The 17,256-nt window shown below is 65.5% G+C and carries 15 protein-coding genes; 7 read left to right on the plus strand and 8 right to left on the minus strand.

From position 1 onward, the window contains the following. Together E8E91_RS13550 and E8E91_RS13555 are read left to right on the plus strand one after the other, a co-directional pair. Positions 1 to 1,155: aldehyde dehydrogenase family protein (locus tag E8E91_RS13550; RefSeq protein ID WP_280376180.1), on the plus strand; the 1,155-nt coding region annotated here is incomplete at its 5' end. A 408-nt stretch (positions 1,156 to 1,563) separates the two neighbouring features. Next, a complete protein-coding gene (locus E8E91_RS13555; protein ID WP_280376181.1) occupies positions 1,564 to 1,908 on the plus strand; it encodes a hypothetical protein in 345 nt (114 codons plus the stop codon). A 45-nt stretch (positions 1,909 to 1,953) separates the two neighbouring features. On the opposite strand, the gene E8E91_RS13560 is transcribed toward E8E91_RS13555, so the two are convergent. The 8 genes from E8E91_RS13560 to paaN form a co-directional block, all read right to left on the minus strand. Next, positions 1,954 to 3,504, minus strand: a complete 1,551-nt coding sequence (locus E8E91_RS13560) for an amino acid permease (protein ID WP_280376182.1) — start codon at positions 3,502 to 3,504, stop codon at positions 1,954 to 1,956. Between the two features lie 155 nt (positions 3,505 to 3,659). Next, a complete protein-coding gene (locus E8E91_RS13565; RefSeq protein WP_280376183.1) occupies positions 3,660 to 5,033 on the minus strand; it encodes a glutamine synthetase family protein in 1,374 nt (457 codons plus the stop codon). A gap of 306 nt (positions 5,034 to 5,339) precedes the next feature. Then, entirely contained in the window at positions 5,340 to 6,830 is a 1,491-nt protein-coding gene (locus E8E91_RS13570; protein WP_280376184.1) for an aldehyde dehydrogenase family protein, read from the minus strand. Between the two features lie 47 nt (positions 6,831 to 6,877). Beyond that, entirely contained in the window at positions 6,878 to 7,270 is a 393-nt protein-coding gene (locus E8E91_RS13575; protein WP_280376185.1) for a c-type cytochrome, read from the minus strand. A gap of 440 nt (positions 7,271 to 7,710) precedes the next feature. Beyond that, positions 7,711 to 8,631, minus strand: coding sequence for a transcriptional regulator FeaR (feaR, locus tag E8E91_RS13580; RefSeq protein WP_190827968.1), 921 nt, complete (start codon positions 8,629 to 8,631; stop codon positions 7,711 to 7,713). Between the two features lie 91 nt (positions 8,632 to 8,722). Beyond that, positions 8,723 to 9,646, minus strand: a complete 924-nt coding sequence (paaX, locus tag E8E91_RS13585) for a phenylacetic acid degradation operon negative regulatory protein PaaX (protein WP_280376186.1) — start codon at positions 9,644 to 9,646, stop codon at positions 8,723 to 8,725. Positions 9,647 to 9,737: 91 nt separating this feature from the next. Then, entirely contained in the window at positions 9,738 to 10,337 is a 600-nt protein-coding gene (paaY, locus tag E8E91_RS13590; RefSeq protein WP_280376187.1) for a phenylacetic acid degradation protein PaaY, read from the minus strand. A 25-nt stretch (positions 10,338 to 10,362) separates the two neighbouring features. After that, on the minus strand, positions 10,363 to 12,048 hold the full coding sequence (paaN, locus tag E8E91_RS13595; RefSeq protein ID WP_280376188.1) for a phenylacetic acid degradation protein PaaN: 1,686 nt from the start codon (positions 12,046 to 12,048) through the stop codon (positions 10,363 to 10,365). Between the two features lie 408 nt (positions 12,049 to 12,456). Between paaN and paaF the strand changes: the two genes are divergently transcribed. The 5 genes from paaF to pcaF are packed head-to-tail and all read left to right on the plus strand — an operon-like array spanning position 12,457 to position 17,228. Then, on the plus strand, positions 12,457 to 13,230 hold the full coding sequence (paaF, locus tag E8E91_RS13600) for a 2,3-dehydroadipyl-CoA hydratase PaaF (RefSeq protein ID WP_077526243.1): 774 nt from the start codon (positions 12,457 to 12,459) through the stop codon (positions 13,228 to 13,230). 44 nt (positions 13,231 to 13,274) lie between these two features. Further along, entirely contained in the window at positions 13,275 to 14,066 is a 792-nt protein-coding gene (gene paaG / locus E8E91_RS13605; RefSeq protein ID WP_280376189.1) for a 2-(1,2-epoxy-1,2-dihydrophenyl)acetyl-CoA isomerase PaaG, read from the plus strand. A gap of 4 nt (positions 14,067 to 14,070) precedes the next feature. Further along, complete coding sequence (gene paaH, locus E8E91_RS13610) at positions 14,071 to 15,588, plus strand: 3-hydroxyacyl-CoA dehydrogenase PaaH (RefSeq protein ID WP_280376190.1); 1,518 nt, start codon at positions 14,071 to 14,073, stop codon at positions 15,586 to 15,588. Next, positions 15,581 to 16,030: a hydroxyphenylacetyl-CoA thioesterase PaaI gene (paaI, locus tag E8E91_RS13615; RefSeq protein WP_280376191.1), complete on the plus strand. Its 450-nt coding sequence runs from the start codon at positions 15,581 to 15,583 to the stop codon at positions 16,028 to 16,030. The genes paaH and paaI overlap by 8 nt, the downstream gene beginning before the upstream one ends. After that, the gene (pcaF, locus tag E8E91_RS13620) at positions 16,023 to 17,228 is read left to right on the plus strand and encodes a 3-oxoadipyl-CoA thiolase (protein WP_280376192.1); all 1,206 of its coding nucleotides are present in this window, start codon (positions 16,023 to 16,025) and stop codon (positions 17,226 to 17,228) included. The genes paaI and pcaF overlap by 8 nt, the downstream gene beginning before the upstream one ends. The last annotated feature ends 28 nt before the right edge of the window (positions 17,229 to 17,256 follow it).

Below are 17,256 nucleotides of genomic sequence, written 5' to 3' on the forward strand. Positions count from 1 at the left end.
GTGGCCCAGGTCATGGACGTGCAGCTGGCCATCGACTTCCTCCGCTACATGGCCGGCTGGGCCACCAAGATCGAAGGCACCACCGTCGACGCCTCCCTGCCGTTGATGCCCGATGACCAGTTCCACGGCTACATCCGCCGCGAAGCCGTCGGCGTGGTCGGCGCCATCGTCGCCTGGAACTTCCCGCTGATGCTGGCCTGCTGGAAACTCGGTCCGGCGCTCGCCACCGGCTGCACCGTGGTGCTCAAACCCGCCGACGAAACCCCGCTGACCGCCCTCAAGCTCGCCGAGCTGGTGCTGGAAGCCGGCTACCCGGCCGGGGTGTTCAACGTCGTCACCGGCACCGGCCTGAATGCCGGCGCCGCCCTCGCCCGCCACCCGGGCGTCGACAAGCTGACCTTCACCGGCTCCACCGAAGTCGGCAAGCAGATCGGCAAGGCGGCCATGGACAACATGACCCGCGTGACCCTGGAACTCGGCGGCAAGTCGCCGACCATCGTCATGGCCGACGCCAACCTCCAGGAAGCCGCCGCCGGCGCTGCCAGCGCGATCTTCTTCAACCAGGGCCAGGTCTGCTGCGCCGGCTCGCGCCTGTATGTGCACCGCAAGCACTTCGACAACGTGATCGCCGACATCGCCGGCATCGCCAACGGCATGAAGCTCGGCAACGGCCTCGACCCGAGCGTGCAGATGGGCCCGCTGATCTCCGCCAAGCAGCAGGACCGCGTCACCGGTTACATCAACCTCGGCCGCGAACTCGGCGCCACCATCGCCTGCGGCGGCGAAGGCTTCGGTCCCGGCTACTTCGTCAAGCCGACGGTAATCGTCGACGTCGACCAGCAGCACCGCCTGGTGCAGGAAGAAATCTTCGGCCCGGTGCTGGTGGCCATGCCCTTCGACGACATCGACGAGGTGGTCCGCATGGCCAACGACAACCCCTATGGCCTCGGCGCCAGCATCTGGTCCAACGACCTCGCGGCGGTGCACCGCATAGTGCCGCGCATCAAGTCCGGCTCGGTGTGGGTCAACTGCCACAGCGCCCTCGACCCGGCCCTGCCCTTCGGCGGCTACAAGCTCTCCGGCGTCGGCCGCGAAATGGGCGCGGCGGCCATCGAGCACTACACCGAGCTGAAGTCGGTGCTGATCAAGCTTTGAGGCAAGGAGACTGTGGGAGCGATTTCAATCGCGAATGAATTCGCTCCCACAAACGGCACCCGCAGGAAAGCGCCGCTTCGCTGGTGGATGAGAAAAGCGCCATCCACCCTACAAATGCTGAGGCCCTGCAAGCGGCACCCGTAGGGTGGATCACGCTTCACCGATCCACCTTTCGGAGCCCAACGCGGCACCGTTGGTGGATGGAAAAAGCGTCATCCACCCTACAAAACGAGGCCCTTCGGCGGGGGCGGACTAGACTGATAGAGGTCGGAATGACAGCAAGCGCTGTCATTCGAACCGCAGTCGAAATGACATCACACGCCGCATGTTGTTGATCTGAAAGGATTTCACTTCTGGCACGGAATGTGACGAGGACCCTTGGCCATATAACAGTCGAAGGGAACCATCATGAAAGTCCCCAGCTTCACCCTGTGCCTTGTCCTGCTCGCTTCAACTCCCGCCTTCGCTGCGGAAGTCCTCTCCGAAGTTCCTGACACCACCGCCGGCAAAGCGGGCGGCGGCATGACCGGATTGATGCTTGGTGCCATCGGCGGCCCGGCGGGTGCCATCGCCGGTGCCGCGGTGGGCTACTTCGGTGGCGGTGCCGCCCAGCAAGCCACCGGCCTCGCCGAACCCGCCTACATGGTCAAGATGGATGACGGCTCGGTGCAGCGCTTCCGCTCCCCCGGCCAGCACTTCAAGCCAGGTGATCAGGTCGTGGTGCACGGTATCCGCATCCAAGCCGTGAACTGAAGGCGCGGCGCCCCTATCCCGACGGGACAGGGGCGCCGGCGCGGGTCACTTGTTCAACGCCTCTTCCGCCGCGGCGATCTCCGCCTGGCGCTTGGCGATCATGTCGCCAATGGGCGGCCCCTGGAAGCGCCGTGCCTCGAAGGCGAACCAGACGATCCCGGTGAGGATCAGGAAGCCGATGGTGATGTACAGCGCCCAGTCGTTCGGTGGCTGGATGCCGATGATGAAGATCAGCGCCATCGAGATGATCGACAGGATCGCCACCAGCGAGAACAGGCCGCGCCCCAGATTCCACGGCCCCATGCGCGGCCACTTGGCCGTGCCGAAGGTGAACAGCCCGAGCACGATCGGGATGGCGAAGGAGAAGAACAGGAAGATCACGGTGCACGACACGACGATGGTGTAGACCGGCGTTTCGCCGATGGACACCAGCGACGAGCCCCAGACAAACAGCACCGCCAGCGTGGCGCCGGTCCAGATCGCCGCCACCGGGGTGCGGTGGGCCGGTGAAACGCTGGCCAGTGCCTTGGACGCCGGCAGGCCGCCGTCACGGGCGAAGGCGTAGATCATCCGCGATACCGAGGTCACCGTGGCAAGGCCGCAGAGGATCTGCGAAATGAAGATGGCCAGGTAGAGCAGCTCCTTCACCGTCGAATTAACCTGGGTGTCCATGGCCCAGAAGAACACGTTCCAGCCCTGGGCCGCCGCCTCTTCCATGCTCGGCAGCATCAGCACGAAGGCGCTCAGCATCAGCCAGCCGAACAGCAGCGACCAGACCACCGACATCACCATCCCGCGCGGCACTGAATGGGCCGCCTGCACGGTTTCCTCCGAGGTGTGGGCCGAGGCGTCGTAGCCGGTGATGGTGTAGATCGGCAGCAGCAGACCGAGAAGGAAGATCCAGCTGTTGGACACTTCCGGCCAGACGTTGCCACCAGCCGCGCCGGAGAAGTTGCCGAAGGTCCAGAGCCGGGAGAACTCGTAGCTCGGTGCGGCCGCCAGGCAGACGATGGTCAGGGCGATGGCCGTGGCGAAGATCAGGTAGCCGGAAAAGTCCGTGAGTTTGGCTGTCAGTCCAATGCCGAAGTGGTTACAGAGCGCCTGCCCGCCGGTGAGGATGGCGAGGAAGATGATGCGCGTGGTGATGGTGTCTTCCATCCCCAGCATCGGCCCGAAGGAACCGAAGAAGAAGTAATAGGTGCCGACGTTGATCGCCCCCAGCACGGTCACCAGGCCCAGCAGGTTGAACCAGGCGGTGAGCCAGCCGGTGAAGCGGTTACCGAGGATCGAGCCCCAGTGGTACAGCCCGCCGGCCGTGGGATAGGCCGAGGCGATCTGCGCCATGGCCACGGCGAAGACCCCGGAGATCATGCAGCCCAGGGGCCAGCCGATGCCGATGGAGGCACCACCGGCGCCGGAGGTGCCCTGGGCCAGCGAGTTGATGCCGCCGGACAGGATGCAAATGATGGAGAAGGAAATGGCGAAGTTGGAGAAGCCGCCCATGCGTCGCGACAGCTCCTGGGCGTAGCCCATGCTGTGCAACAGCTTGACGTCATCGTCCTGATGCGTGGAGCCGTGTTGGCCTGCAGGATTCATCTTGGGTGCCCTTTGTTGGGAATGGATTGCTCCATGCGGCGGTTCGGGCACCTTCCCCGCCGACTCTCAGACAGCCTGTCGTACTGCTCCCATCCCCATTACAAACCGGTCAGCGGACGTGCCCGAACCCGCCGCTGGCCAGACAACGAAAACCTTCAGTAACGCTCGAAGCCGCGCTGCAGCTCCCAGTCGGTGATACGCCGGTCGTACTCCTTCTGCTCCCACTCGGCGGTGTGCACGTAGTGGTCGACCACCTCGTCGCCGAAGGCCTTGCGCAGCATCGCCGAGCCCTTGAGGGCGGCTGTGGCCTCGCGCAGGGTCTTGTCGACTTCCGGAAGCTGGTCGTTCATGTAGGCATCACCCTCGAAGGGGGCTGCCAGTTCGAGCTTTTCATCGATGCCCGCCAGGCCGGCAGCAATCAGCGCGGCGAAGGCGAGATAGGGGTTGAGGTCGGCGCCGCCGATGCGGCACTCGATGCGCACCGACTTGCTGCCCTCGGCGCAGAGGCGGAAGCCGGCGGTGCGGTTGTCGCGGCTCCAGACAGCGCGGGTCGGGGCAAAAGTGCCGGCCTGGAAGCGCTTGTAGGAGTTGATGTAGGGCGCGAGGAAGTAGGTGACTTCGCTGGCGTACTTGAGCTGCCCGGCCACCCAGCCGCGCATCAGCTTCGACATGCCGAACTCGTCCTTGGGATCGTGAAACAGCGCCTTCTTGCCCTTCTTGTCCCAGAGCGAGCTGTGGATGTGGCAACTGGAACCGGCCAGGTCATAGCGCCACTTGGACATGAAAGTGATGGACTTGCCCTGCTGGTGGGCGATCTCCTTGCAGGCATGTTTGATGATGGCGTGGCGGTCGGCCATGGTCAGGGCGTCGGCGTAGCGGACGTTGATCTCTTCCTGTCCCGGCCCCCACTCCCCTTTCGAGTTCTCCACCGGTACCCCGCAGGCCTGCAGGTGCTTGCGGATCGCCCGCAACACCGGTTCCTCGCGGGTGGTCTGGAGGATGCTGTAGTCCTCGATGTAATGCGACGCGGTTTTCGGATGGCTGTAGTTGCGCCTGTGGATGGCGTCGTAGCTCTCGTCGAAGAGGTAGAACTCCAGTTCCGAGGCGAACATGCCCGTGTAGCCACGCTCGGCCAGGCGCGCCACCTGCTTGCGGAGAATGGCGCGCGGGCTGTGGGGCAGGTCCTCGCGGTGGTGATGATCCAGCACGTCGCAGAGCACCAGGGCCGTACAGTCCAGCCAGGGCACCCGGCGCAGGGTGCTCATGTCCGGCTTCAGGACGAAGTCGCCGTAGCCCTTGCTCCAACTCGCCGCGGCGTAGCCCGGCACCGGCTCCATGTCGATGTCGTCGGCCAGCAGGTAGTTGCAGCAGTGGGTTTCCTCGTAGGCGCTGTCGACAAAGAATTCTGCCTGGAAGCGCTTGCCAACCAATCGTCCCTGCATGTCCACCATGCAGGCCAGCACCGTGTCGATCTCGCCGCTGGCAACGGCTTGCTTGAGTTCGTCGAAGCTGAGGAGAGGTTCGCTCATGAGGCGGTCCTTTGGTCGGGGGACTGCCGAAAGCTTAGTTCAGGAATGGAAAGTGCAAGGTTTACCCGCACCAGGACAGTGCGAACGGCGTAGATCGGGGAATTTGCGGGCTTTTTTGGCCGGCACGGCCTCGTACCTGTGGGAGCGAATTCATTCGCGAATGCAGGCCGGAGGTCTGCCGATTGATTCTGCCGAGGGCGACTGCGTCGCCCTTTCGCGAATGAATTCGCTCCTACAAAAAACCATCTCCACACTCAAAAAAAACCGGCAGGCGTGAAGGCGCCTGCCGGAAATCGAGGGTTCGAATCAGTGGGAGATGCAGACCGACTTCAGCTCGGTGTACGCCTCGATCACTGCGCGGCCGAACTCGCGGCCCATGCCGGACTGCTTGACGCCGCCGAAGGGCATGTTCGGGTCCAGCAGCACGTGGGCGTTGACCCACACGGTGCCGGCCTCGATGCGCGGCACCAGGTTCATCGCCTTGGACAGGTCGTTGGTCCACAGGCTGGCGGCCAGGCCGTACACGCTGTCGTTGGCCAGTTCGATCATGGCGTCTTCATCGGTGAAGGGGATCACCGACAGCACCGGCCCGAAGACTTCTTCGCGGGACACGGTCATCTCATGGTTCACGTCGGCCAGCACGGTGGGCTGGACGAAGAAGCCGTCGCCTTCCAGACGCTCGCCACCGGCCACCACGCGGGCGCCTTCCTGACGGGCCAGGTCGATGTGCTTGAGCACGTTCAGCTGCTGCTTGCGCGAGACCAGCGGGTTGATCGCCGCGTCCTGGTCCATGCCCGGACCGATGGACAGGCCCTTCACCGCAGCGGCCAGGCCCTGGACGAAGGGCTCGTAGATGGACTGGTGCACGTAGAAGCGCGAGGCCGCGGCGCAGACCTGGCCGTTGTTCAGCAGGCCACCGAGCAGCGCACCCTGCACCGCCTTCTCCACGTCGGCGTCGGCCAGCAGGATCATCGGGTTCTTGCCGCCCAGCTCCAGGGCGAAGCGGGTCAGGTTCTCCATGCAGGCCACGCCGACGCTCTTGCCCACGGCGGTGGAACCGGTGAAGGACACCTTGCTGACCAGCGGGTGCGACGCCAGGGCATTGCCCACGGTGCTACCGCCGCCGGTGACGACGTTGAACACGCCGGCCGGGATGCCCGCCTCGAAGGCCAGCTCGGCCAGGCGCAGGGCGGTCAGCGGGGTTTCGCTGGCGGGCTTGATGACCACGGTGCAGCCGGTGGCCAGCGCCGGCATGGCCTTCCAGGTGGTAATCATCAGCGGGAAGTTCCACGGCACGATGCCGGCGACCACACCCACCGGCTCACGCCGGGCGAAGGCGGTGAAGCGCGAGCCCGGCGGAATCGGGATGGACACGTCCATGGTCTGGCCTTCGATCTTGGTCGCCCAGCCGGCCATGTAGCGCATGAACTCGACGGTGGCGCCGACATCCAGCATTCGCGACATGTTGATCGACTTGCCCTGGCTCAGGGTTTCCAGCTGGGCCAGTTCCTCGGCGTTTTCTTCCACCAGGGCGGCGAAACGCAGCAGGATGCGCTCACGGTCGGCCGGACGCAGGCCGGACCAGACGCGGGACTTGAACGCCTGGTGGGCAGACTTCACGGCGCGATCCAGGTACTCCAGCGGCACGTCAGGCACCTGGGCGATGGCTTCGCCGGTGGCCGGGTTCAGCACCGGGGTGGTCGGGCCTTCCGGCAGCACCCACTGGCCGTCGATGAAGCAACCGTGGCGGCGCTCCAGGAATGCCGCCACCTGCGGCAGGATTTCAACCTTGCTCATGCTCGATCCTCATTATCCGTGGGCCGGGCGCCTGCCCGGCGCCATCATTATTTCTGTGCGCCCAGGAAGCAGCCGACCGCGTGACGGCCGTCGGCATCAGCCATCCCGGCATAGGGCATGTAGGTACCGGCGACGAAGGACTGGGGCTGGGCGATGAACTGCTCCAGGCTGTCCAGCTTCCATTCCACCGCTTTGGACTTCATCGCCTGGGAGTAACTGAAACCAGCCAAGCTGCCGGACTTGCGGCCATACAGGCCGTGCAGGTTGGGGCCCATCATGGCCGGGCCGCCTTGTTTGGCCGAATGGCACACCGAGCAGTCGCTGCCGAACAGCGCCTCGCCCTTCTGCACCAGCTCCGGCGCGCAATCTGCAGCCAGTGCCGATTGCGCCGCCAGCAGTACCAGGAGGCCAGACAGCAGGCCCATCTTGCGTTTGTGCATCAACTCACCACCTCGATCGTCCACAGGCCCGCCCCGCGCGGCTGCAATGGCACGCGCGGAATCAGGGCCGATGTCCGGATTCTCTGTGTTGGGAGGAATCGAGGTTTTTTTGTCTGTGCCAGTCGTGTTGGCAGGGCTGCCAGACAAGCCGGGAGCGGGCGATAAACACCTGTAGGGGCGAATTCATTCGCCAAGCAGGACACAGTCCTGCCCTAAGGCCTCCCAGGGGGCAGCTGCGCTGCCCATCGCGATTGAAATCGCCCCCACAGAGAAGCGAAGCGATGCCTGGGTTAGCTGCGCGCCGACTGGCACACACCTGTAGGAGCGAATTCATTCGCGAAAGCGGATTGCAGTCTCACTCACCAACCTTGCAGGGGGCGACTGCGTCGCCCTTCGCGAATGAATTCGCTCCTACAAGGGAAAGGAGTTGCCCTTCAGGATCAACCCTGGCTGTACTGCTTGCGGTACTCGCTGGGGGACACGCCGAAACGCGCCTTGAAGGCGGTGGAGAAGTAGCTGGAATCGGTGAAACCCCAGGCGTAGCCAAGGGCCGAGAGTTTCTGCTCGCCGGTGGAGTGGCGCAGGCTTTCGGCACAGAAATCCAGGCGGCGGTTCTTGATGTACTGCGCCACCACCAGGCCCTTCTTGGCGAACATGCGGTACAGGCCACGTACCGAAACCCCCACCTCGCGGGCGATGGTTTCCGGGCAGAGTTCCTCGGCGCAGATGTTCTCGTCGATGAAGCGCAGGGTCTTGCGGAACAGGCGCTCGTGGGCGTCCTGCTCCACTTCGGCGGCGCACAGGGCCGGACGCAGCAGGCTCACCATCGCTTCCAGGGTCGCTTCGCTCTCGGGCAGGCTGAGGTTGTTCTGTTGCGTGGATTCGATGATCAACCGGTTGGCCATCACCGCCACCGGTGAACTGGCCGGGATGCGCTGGGCGCAGCGCACACCCGAGAAGCGCAGCCCCTGCTCCACGATGTGGCGAGGCACGATCAGCGAGAGCTGGCGGGAGTTCTCGTGGTAGACGAAGTCGCTGGGCAGGGTGGAGTCGATCAGGGTGATGTCGCCGGGCGCCAGCTCGATGCTGTTGCCGGCCTGCTCCATGCCCGCGCGGCCGGCCAGCTGGAACGCGAGGTAGAAATGCTTGCCTTCGCTCTGCGCCACTTCCTTCGGGGTGCGGTACAGGCGCGCCTGGGCCACGTCGACGAAGCTCAGCTTGATCGCGCCGGCCTTGTGCTCGCGGATGGCCCCGGAAAACTCCGAGCCCAGCAGCTTGGCGCCGAAACGCCCGCAGACCTGGTTGATACCTTGCAGCCACTCGTCGAAGCGGTCTGCCCTCACTGATTGTGCTGTCATCATGGCTTTCTCAGCCTCACGCTAGGCGTTGTTCTTGTTATCCGGCGCTGCCGGGTTCACCTCGTCCGTGACTGCCGCCCAATGGGCGACTGCTTTACCTCAATCCACCGAATCGCTGATAGAAGCTCTCTCCGGCATCGGGCAACGGACCATCCGCGGTTTCCAGTGCCGTGTTCAGCCATTCCTCCGCCTTGGCGAAGATGAGTCGGTAGATATTGCGGCACAGCTGGCGCGCCGCGCGGCCTTCCCAATCGCCCGGAAGGAGTTCGTCGGGCAGTTGCGGGTCACGCAGCAGCAACTTGCGGTATTCGTGGATCAGCAAGGTTCGAGCCAGGAAACAGTCGGCCGGCTGCAGGTTCTCCTGCTCGCGCAGGGCCTGCCAGAGCGGGCGGAACAGCTGGATGAACTCGCTGTAATGCGTGCCCAGCTCGTCGATGTTCCAGCTCTCGCGAACCTGCATGCGCAGGGCCTTGGAGGCCAGCACGTCCTGGGAACGGGTCTCGAACACGATGCTGTCTTCTAGCGCATCCAGTTCCTGCAGGGTGGCGGTCAGGTCCACCCGGTCGCAGCGCGGATTGGCCAGCACAGTGGGCGAAATCGCACCAAAACCTTGCCACTCCAGCTCTTCACGCACCTGTTTGCGCTTGTCCTGGGGCAACTGAGACAGCATCACCAGGGACCAGGCGCCATCCCAGGCCGGGACGCTGGAGCTGTAGACCCGCTTGAAAGCCTTCTCGAACCGCCGCCGGCCGGTGCCGGTCAGGCTGTAGTAACTGCGTCGGCCGACCTTCTCGGCACTCAGCCAGCCTTCCTTGGTCAGGCGGAAGATGGAGGTGCGGATCAGCCGCTCATTGATGCCCATGGGCTCCAGCAGCTGGATCAGGCTACCCAGCCAGACGGTGCCCCCATGGGGTTCGATGGCATCACCGTAGAGGGTGATGATCAGCGAACTGGCACGAATGGGCGTCTGCTGCTGGAAGCGGGTGACGAGTTGATCCAAGGGCACGAGCGAAGTCATGGGCATACGGGAAACGGAAAAGATGCCGAATATACCCGCTGGCTCATCGGCATGACCATCGGGGAGCGCCCCCGTTGTGCGAAGACCGCACTCATTGCGACGAACTGCCTTTCGGACGCAGCCCACGGTCGGCGATGCGCGGACGGTCGGCTTCCACCTCGGCCAGGGGCTCGCAGGCCACCATGGCCTGCAGGCAACGCTGGGCCAGAAGCTGGTATTCGCGGGTGCCGGCCTGTTTCCAGGCCACTTCCTCGTCGCTGAGGCTGCGCTTGACCTGCGCCGGTGCGCCCATCACCAGGGATTGCGCCTCGCAGCTGAAGCCGGCCTTGACGAAGGCGGTGGCCGACACGAAGGAGCGTGCGCCGATCTGCGCGCCGTCCATCACCACCGCGTTCATCCCCACCAACGCGTCTTCACCGATGCGGCAACCGTGCAGCACGGCGCCGTGGCCGATATGGCCATTGCGCTCGACCACGGTGTCGCTTTCGGGGAAGCCGTGCATCACGCAGGTGTCCTGGATGTTGGCGCCCTCCTCCAGCACGATCCGGCCGAAGTCGCCCCGCAGGCTGGCCAGGGGGCCGACGTAACAGCCCGGCCCGATGATCACGTCACCGATCAGTACGGCGCTGGGGTGCACATAGGCGGTGGGATGCACCACCGGGGTCAATCCGTCGAGGCTGTAGCAGGTCATCGCAGGGCTCCTTCTTCTTATAGGCTCATGCCGCGCCGTGGCGGCGGCTCTGCACGGTGACGAAGCGACGGGCGACGAAGGCACCATCGGTGATCGAGGCGTTCGCCGCCGGGTTGCCGCCGCTGGCATGGAAGTCGCTGAAGGCCGCGGACTGGTTGACGAACACACCGCCGTCGAAGTTGACCGACAGCGCCACGGCGACGTCCTGGGACAGTTGTTCGGCCTGGTCCAGAACCGCCTCGTCAGTGGAGTACACGCCCAGGGTCAGGGCGCCCTTCTCGGCGATCACCTCACCGGCCAGGCGCAGGCTGTGCGCGGTGTCGTCGGTGGCGACGACGAAGGCGATGGGACCGAAGCGCTCTTCGGAATAGGCATCGCGGTCGGCGGCATCCACCTTCAGCAGCAGCGGCGTGTGGACGCGCGCGCCAGGGAACTGCGGATGCTCGCGGGCCTCGCTGTCCAGCAGTACCTCACCCAGTTGGCGGCAGTCCTGGATGCGCTGGGCGGTGGCCTCGGACTGGATGGCGCCGATTACCGCACAGGCACGCTCGTTGTCGGCGAGGAAGCTCTTCACGCCGCCGGCCAGGGTCTGGGCGACCTCGTCGAAGCTCAGTTGCTCGTCACCGTTGCGAATGCCGCCGCGCGGTACATAGATGGCCTGGGTGGTGGTGCACATCTGGCCGGAATAGAGGCTCAGGGAGAAGGCCAGGTTGCGGGCAACGGCCTTGATGTCACGCACACTGTCGATGATCACGCTGTTGATGCCGGCCTTTTCGGTGAAGACCTGGGCCTGGCGGGCGTTGTCTTCCAGCCAGTTGCCAAAGGCGCTTGAGCCGGTGAAGTCCACCAGTTTCACGCGCGGGTCCAGGGCCAGACGCTGGCTTACGGGCGCTTCCGGGGTGTCCACCACCAGGCTCACCAGGGCCGGATCGAAGCCCAGTTCCGCCAGCACGTCCTGAGCAACCTTGACGCTCATGGCCACCGGCAGGATGGAGCCGGGGTGCGCCTTGACCAGCACCGGGTTGCCGGTAGCGAGGCTGGCGAACAGGCCGGGATAGGTGTTCCAGGTGGGGAAGGTAGAGCAGGCGATCACCAGGGACAGGCCGCGTGGAACGATGTGCCAGCGCTTATCCAGTACCAGCGGGTCCTGCTTGCCCTGGGGCTTGGTCCAGCGCGCCGATTCCGGCACATCAGCCATGGCGCGCCAGGCGTAGGCCAGCACTTCCAGGCCACGGTCCTGCGCATGGGGGCCGCCGGCCTGGAAGGCCATCATGTAGGCCTGGCCGCTGGTGTGCATCACGGCATGGGCCAGTGTCGGGCTGAAGGCGTTCAGACGCTGGAGGATTTCCAGGCACGCACCGACCCGCGCCTTCGGGCCGGCATCTCGCCAGGCCGGCAGGGCAGCCTGCTGGCGCGCTAGCAGCGCGTCGGCGTCGTACTGGTCGTAGCTCACATTCAGATCGAAGCCATAGGGCGAACGCTCGGCACCCACACGACCAACCGACTCCGGACCCACCAGCGCAAAGTGCTGGCCGAGCAACGCTTCGAAGGCCGCCTGGGCACCCTTCACTGCTTCTTCCGGGTACTGCTTGAGGCTTTCCGGGAAGGGCGACCAGTAGCCGCGCTCGCTGATGGCCTGGACGGCGCGCTCGAGGGTGCCGCGATGGTGCTCGAACAGTTCGAGGGCGGCGGCGCGGGCGGTGGTCGACATGGAACAACTCCTCAATAAAGCAGATGAAGCCACAAGGTGGCGCAAAGCGATTCGCTTGATGGTGAATTTTGTATCACATCATTCAGCAACATAAAAGCTCATCAACCTGTATCAGATGACGACCGGTCATCGGCGCGCATTACGCGCCCTGAATAACCGGAAAAACCCTTTAAATACGGCCTTAACATGGGCGAGGCAGCACCTGGCAATCTGTCCTTTGGTAGCAAAGACGCCACATATGAGACACATAAATACTATCTGTCGTTCTTGTTTTGTATCGCTTTGTGGTTATACTCCGGCCAAAGTCGCCCCGCCCTCAGCGCGGCAGACACAGGAACGGACTCCACCCCGAACCCACTTATAAGAGCGGCTCGCAAAGGCCGCGCGTGCACCTGAGGAAGAGTCGACATGCCTCGTACCCTTGCTGTCCTGCCGCCCGAGCAGGGTGTCCGTCTGATCACCCTGCAGCGCCCGGAAGCGCTCAACGCGCTCAATACCGAGCTGTTGGGTGAGCTGGCTGCCGAACTGGATGCCGCCGAGCAGGACGCCGAGACCCGCGTCGTGGTCATCACCGGCAGCCGCAAGGCCTTTGCCGCAGGCGCCGATATCAAGGAAATGGCCGAGCGCGACCTGGTGGGCATCCTCAATGATCCGCGCCTGGCCCACTGGCAGCGCATCACCCGCTTCAGCAAACCACTGATCGCCGCCATCAATGGCTTCTGCCTGGGCGGCGGCTGCGAACTGGCCATGCACGCCGACATCCTCATCGCCGGCGAAGACGCCCGCTTCGGCCAGCCGGAAATCAACCTCGGGATCATGCCCGGCGCCGGCGGCACCCAACGCCTGCTGCGTGCGGTCGGCAAGTCCCTGGCCATGCAGATGGTGCTCACCGGCGAAGCCATCGATGCCCGCCACGCCCAGCGCGCCGGCCTGGTCAGCGAAGTGACTCAGCCCGAGTTCACCGTCGAGCGCGCCATCGCCATCGGCCGCGTCATCGCCCAGAAAGCGCCGCTGGCGGTTCGTCTGGCCAAGGAAGCACTGCTCAAGGCCGAAGACACGGACCTCGCCAGCGGCCTGCGCTTCGAGCGCCACGCTTTCACCCTGTTGGCCGGCACCCGCGACCGCGAGGAAGGCATCCGCGCCTTCCAGGAAAAGCGCCGCCCCGAATTCACCGGCCAGTAAGCACTGACCGCCCACTCCTTCGAACTGCATAGAGCGCCAAAGCCATGAACTTCGAGCACATCCTGTTTTCCATCGAGGCTGGCGTCGCCACCCTCAGCCTCAACCGCCCGGAGCAGCTGAACAGCTTCAACGCCAAGATGCATGGCGAAGTCCGCGAAGCCCTCAAGCAGGTGCGCCAGAACCCCGAGGTCCGCGTCCTCCTGCTGACCGGTGAAGGCCGTGGTTTCTGCGCAGGCCAGGACCTGGGCGACCGCAACGTGGCCCCCGGTGCCGCCGCGCCGGACCTGGGCGAGTCCATCGAGAAGTTCTACAACCCGCTGATCCGTGCCCTGCGCGACCTGCCGCTGCCGGTGATCTGCGCGGTCAACGGTGTGGCCGCCGGTGCCGGCGCCAACATCCCGCTGGCCTGCGACCTGGTCCTGGCCGGCCGTTCCGCCAGCTTCATCCAGGCCTTCTGCAAGATCGGCCTGATCCCGGATTCCGGCGGCACCTGGACCCTCCCCCGCCTGATCGGCATGGCCCGCGCCAAGGCCCTGACCCTGCTGGGCGACCGCCTGACCGCCGAGCAGGCCGAACAGTGGGGCCTGATCTACCGTGTGGTGGACGACGCCAGCCTCCGCGAGGAAGCCCTGAAGCTCGCCCGCCACCTGGCCACCCAGCCCACCTACGGCCTGGCCCTGATCAAGCGCAGCCTCAATGCCAGCCTGAACAACAGCTTCGACGAGCAGCTGGACGTCGAGCGCGACCTGCAACGCCTTGCCGGCCGCAGCGAGGACTACCGTGAAGGCGTCAGCGCCTTCATGGAAAAGCGCACCCCGGCCTTCAAAGGACGCTGAGCCCATGCCTGCCCTTCACACTTCCGCCCCTGTCGCCGTGATCGGCGCCGGCGCCATGGGTGCCGGTATCGCCCAGGTCGCTGCCCAGGCTGGCCACCCGGTCAAGCTCTATGACAACCGTCCCGGTGCCTCGGCCCAGGCCATCGAAGGCATCGACCGCCAACTCGGCCGCCTGGTAGAGAAGAACAAACTCTCCGCCGAGGCCCGCGCCGCTATCGTCGCCCGCCTGCAACCGGTCGAGGCCATCGAGGCCCTGGCCGATTCCAGCCTGGTGATCGAAGCCATCGTCGAAAACATGGAGGTCAAGCGCGGCCTGCTGCGCCAGCTGGAAGAGCTGTGCAGCGCGGATTGCATCCTCGCCAGCAACACCTCGTCCCTGTCCATCACCAGCCTGGCTGCCGGCCTCAAGCATCCGGGCCGGGTAATCGGCCTGCACTTCTTCAACCCGGCGCCGCTGATGGCCCTGGTGGAGATCGTCTCGGGCCTCGCCAGCGACCGCGACCTGGCCGAAGGCCTGTACGAAACCGCCAAGGCCTGGGGCAAGCAGCCCGTGCACACGAAGTCCACGCCGGGCTTCATCGTCAACCGCGTGGCGCGCCCCTTCTATGCCGAAAGCCTGCGCCTGCTGCAGGAAGGCGCCGCCGACTGCGCCACCCTCGACGCGCTGATGCGTGACGCGGGCGGCTTCCGCATGGGTGCCTTCGAACTGACCGACCTGATCGGCCATGACGTCAACTACGCCGTCACCTGCTCGGTGTTCGATGCCTACTACGGCGACTTCCGCTTCCAGCCCTCGCTGATCCAGAAGGAACTGGTGGACGCTGGCCGCCTGGGCCGCAAGAGCGGTCACGGCTTCTACAGCTACGCCGAAGGCGCCGAGCGCCCGCAAGCAGCCGAACTGACCAGCGACGCCAGCGTGGACTCCTGCGTGGTGGAAGGCAGCCTGGGCGTTGCCGAGCCCCTGGTACAGCGCCTGGTGGATGCCGGAGTTAAGGTGGTACGTCGTGATGGCAGCGGCGTGCTGCGAGTCGGCGACGCCGTGGTTGCCCTGTCCGATGGTCGCCTGGCCAGCCAGCGCTCCCGCGAGGACGGCATCGCCAACCTGGTGCTGATCGACCTCGCCCTCGACTACGCCAAGGCCAGCCGCCTCGGCATCGCCTGCGCCGCCAGCACCTCGGAACAGGCTCGTGACCAGGCGATTGCACTGCTGCAACGCGCCGGCCTCAAGGTCAGCCCGCTCAGCGACATCCCCGGCCTCGCCGTGCTGCGCACTGTGGCGATGCTGGCCAACGAAGGTGCCGATGCCGTGCTGCAAGGCGTGGGCTCGGCCGGCGATATCGATCTGGCCATGCGCGCCGGCGTGAACTATCCGCAAGGCCCGCTGGCCTGGGCCGACGCCATCGGCCTTCCAGCCGTGCTGCGCACGCTGGAAAACCTCCAGGCGGCCTACGGCGAAGAGCGCTACCGCCCTTCCCTGCTGCTGCGTCGCCAGGTGGCCGAAGGGAGGAATTTCCGTGACTAACCACGAAGCCCTTTCCCTTGCAGAAGCCTGCGCCAGCGAGCTGTTCGAGCGCGACAACGCCAGCCAGGCCATGGGCATGCGCCTGCTCTCCGTGGCGCCGGGCCAGGCCCGCGTCGGCATGAGCGTGCGCGACGACATGGTCCAGGGCCACGGCACCTGCCACGGCGGCTACCTGTTCGCCCTGGCCGACTCGGCCTTCGCCTTCGCCTGCAACACCTACAACGAGGCCACCGTCGCCATTGGCTGCAGCATCGACTACGTGGCCCCGGCGCGCCTGGGCGACACCCTCACCGCCCAGGCCGTCGAGCAGAGCCGCAGCGGTCGCACCGGCAACTACGACGTGCGTATCGAAAACCAGAACGGGCAATTGATCGCCCTCTTCCACGGCAAGTCCTACAAAGTGCGCGGCTCGGTACTCGCGCAGGAGACCCCTGATGAATGACGCCCTGATTATCGACGCCGTGCGTACGCCCATCGGCCGCTACGCCGGTGCCCTGTCCGCGGTGCGCGCCGACGACCTCGGCGCCGTGCCCATGCGTGCCCTGATGCAGCGCCACCCTGAACTGGACTGGAGCGCCATCGACGATGTGATCTACGGCTGCGCCAACCAGGCCGGCGAAGACAACCGCAACGTCGCACGCATGTCCGCCCTGCTCGCCGGCCTGCCGGTAACCGTGCCGGGCACCACCCTGAACCGCCTTTGCGGCTCCGGCCTGGATGCCATCGGCAACGCTGCCCGTGCCCTGCGCTGTGGCGAAGCCGGCCTGATGATCGCCGGTGGCGTGGAATCCATGTCCCGCGCGCCGTTCGTGATGGGTAAGGCGGACAGCGCCTTCTCCCGCCAGGCGGAAATCTTCGATACCACCATCGGCTGGCGCTTCGTCAACCCGCTGATGAAGGCGCAGTTCGGCATCGACTCCATGCCGGAAACCGCTGAGAACGTGGCCGAGCAGTTCAACATTTCCCGCGAGGACCAGGACGCCTTCGCCCTGCGCAGCCAGCAGCGCGCCGCCGCCGCCCAGGCCAATGGCCGACTGGCGAAGGAAATCGTCCCGGTGGAGATTCCCCAGCGTAAAGGCCCGGCGAAGATCGTCGAGCAGGATGAGCACCCGCGCGGCGACACCACGCTTGAACAGCTGGCCAAGCTGGGCACGCCGTTCCGTCAGGGCGGCAGCGTCACGGCCGGCAACGCCTCGGGCGTGAACGACGGCGCCTGCGCCCTGCTGCTGGCCAGCAGTACCGCGGCCAAGGCCCACGGCCTCAAGGCCCGTGCCCGCGTGGTGGGCATGGCTACCGCCGGCGTCGAGCCGCGCATCATGGGCATCGGCCCGGTACCGGCAACCCGCAAGGTGCTGGAACTGACCGGCCTGTCGCTGGCCGATATGGACGTCATCGAACTCAACGAAGCCTTCGCCGCCCAGGGCCTCGCCGTCCTGCGCGAACTGGGCCTGGCCGACAACGATCCACGCGTGAACCCCAACGGCGGCGCCATCGCCCTCGGCCACCCGCTGGGCATGAGCGGTGCGCGTCTGGTCACCACCGCGCTGCACGAACTGGAAGAGCGCCAGGGCCGCTACGCCCTCTGCACCATGTGCATCGGCGTGGGTCAGGGCATCGCCCTGATCATTGAAAGGCTCTGAAACGCAAGAACCGAGATCTGAAAAACGG

Source organism: Pseudomonas sp. BN515 (genome assembly GCF_029873155.1).
GTDB lineage: Bacteria > Pseudomonadota > Gammaproteobacteria > Pseudomonadales > Pseudomonadaceae > Metapseudomonas.

Excerpts from the sequence above, each read along its gene's own strand:
- E8E91_RS13555 (WP_280376181.1), top strand. The coding sequence starts at position 1,564 with ATGAAAGTCCCCAGCTTCACCCTGTGCCTTGTCCTGCTCGCTTCAACT.
- E8E91_RS13560 (WP_280376182.1), bottom strand. The coding sequence starts at position 3,504 with ATGAATCCTGCAGGCCAACACGGCTCCACGCATCAGGACGATGACGTC.
- E8E91_RS13565 (WP_280376183.1), bottom strand. The coding sequence starts at position 5,033 with ATGAGCGAACCTCTCCTCAGCTTCGACGAACTCAAGCAAGCCGTTGCC.
- E8E91_RS13570 (WP_280376184.1), bottom strand. The coding sequence starts at position 6,830 with ATGAGCAAGGTTGAAATCCTGCCGCAGGTGGCGGCATTCCTGGAGCGC.
- E8E91_RS13575 (WP_280376185.1), bottom strand. The coding sequence starts at position 7,270 with ATGCACAAACGCAAGATGGGCCTGCTGTCTGGCCTCCTGGTACTGCTG.
- feaR (WP_190827968.1), bottom strand. The coding sequence starts at position 8,631 with ATGATGACAGCACAATCAGTGAGGGCAGACCGCTTCGACGAGTGGCTG.
- paaX (WP_280376186.1), bottom strand. The coding sequence starts at position 9,646 with ATGACTTCGCTCGTGCCCTTGGATCAACTCGTCACCCGCTTCCAGCAG.
- paaY (WP_280376187.1), bottom strand. The coding sequence starts at position 10,337 with ATGACCTGCTACAGCCTCGACGGATTGACCCCGGTGGTGCATCCCACC.
- paaN (WP_280376188.1), bottom strand. The coding sequence starts at position 12,048 with ATGTCGACCACCGCCCGCGCCGCCGCCCTCGAACTGTTCGAGCACCAT.
- paaF (WP_077526243.1), top strand. The coding sequence starts at position 12,457 with ATGCCTCGTACCCTTGCTGTCCTGCCGCCCGAGCAGGGTGTCCGTCTG.
- paaG (WP_280376189.1), top strand. The coding sequence starts at position 13,275 with ATGAACTTCGAGCACATCCTGTTTTCCATCGAGGCTGGCGTCGCCACC.
- paaH (WP_280376190.1), top strand. The coding sequence starts at position 14,071 with ATGCCTGCCCTTCACACTTCCGCCCCTGTCGCCGTGATCGGCGCCGGC.
- pcaF (WP_280376192.1), top strand. The coding sequence starts at position 16,023 with ATGAATGACGCCCTGATTATCGACGCCGTGCGTACGCCCATCGGCCGC.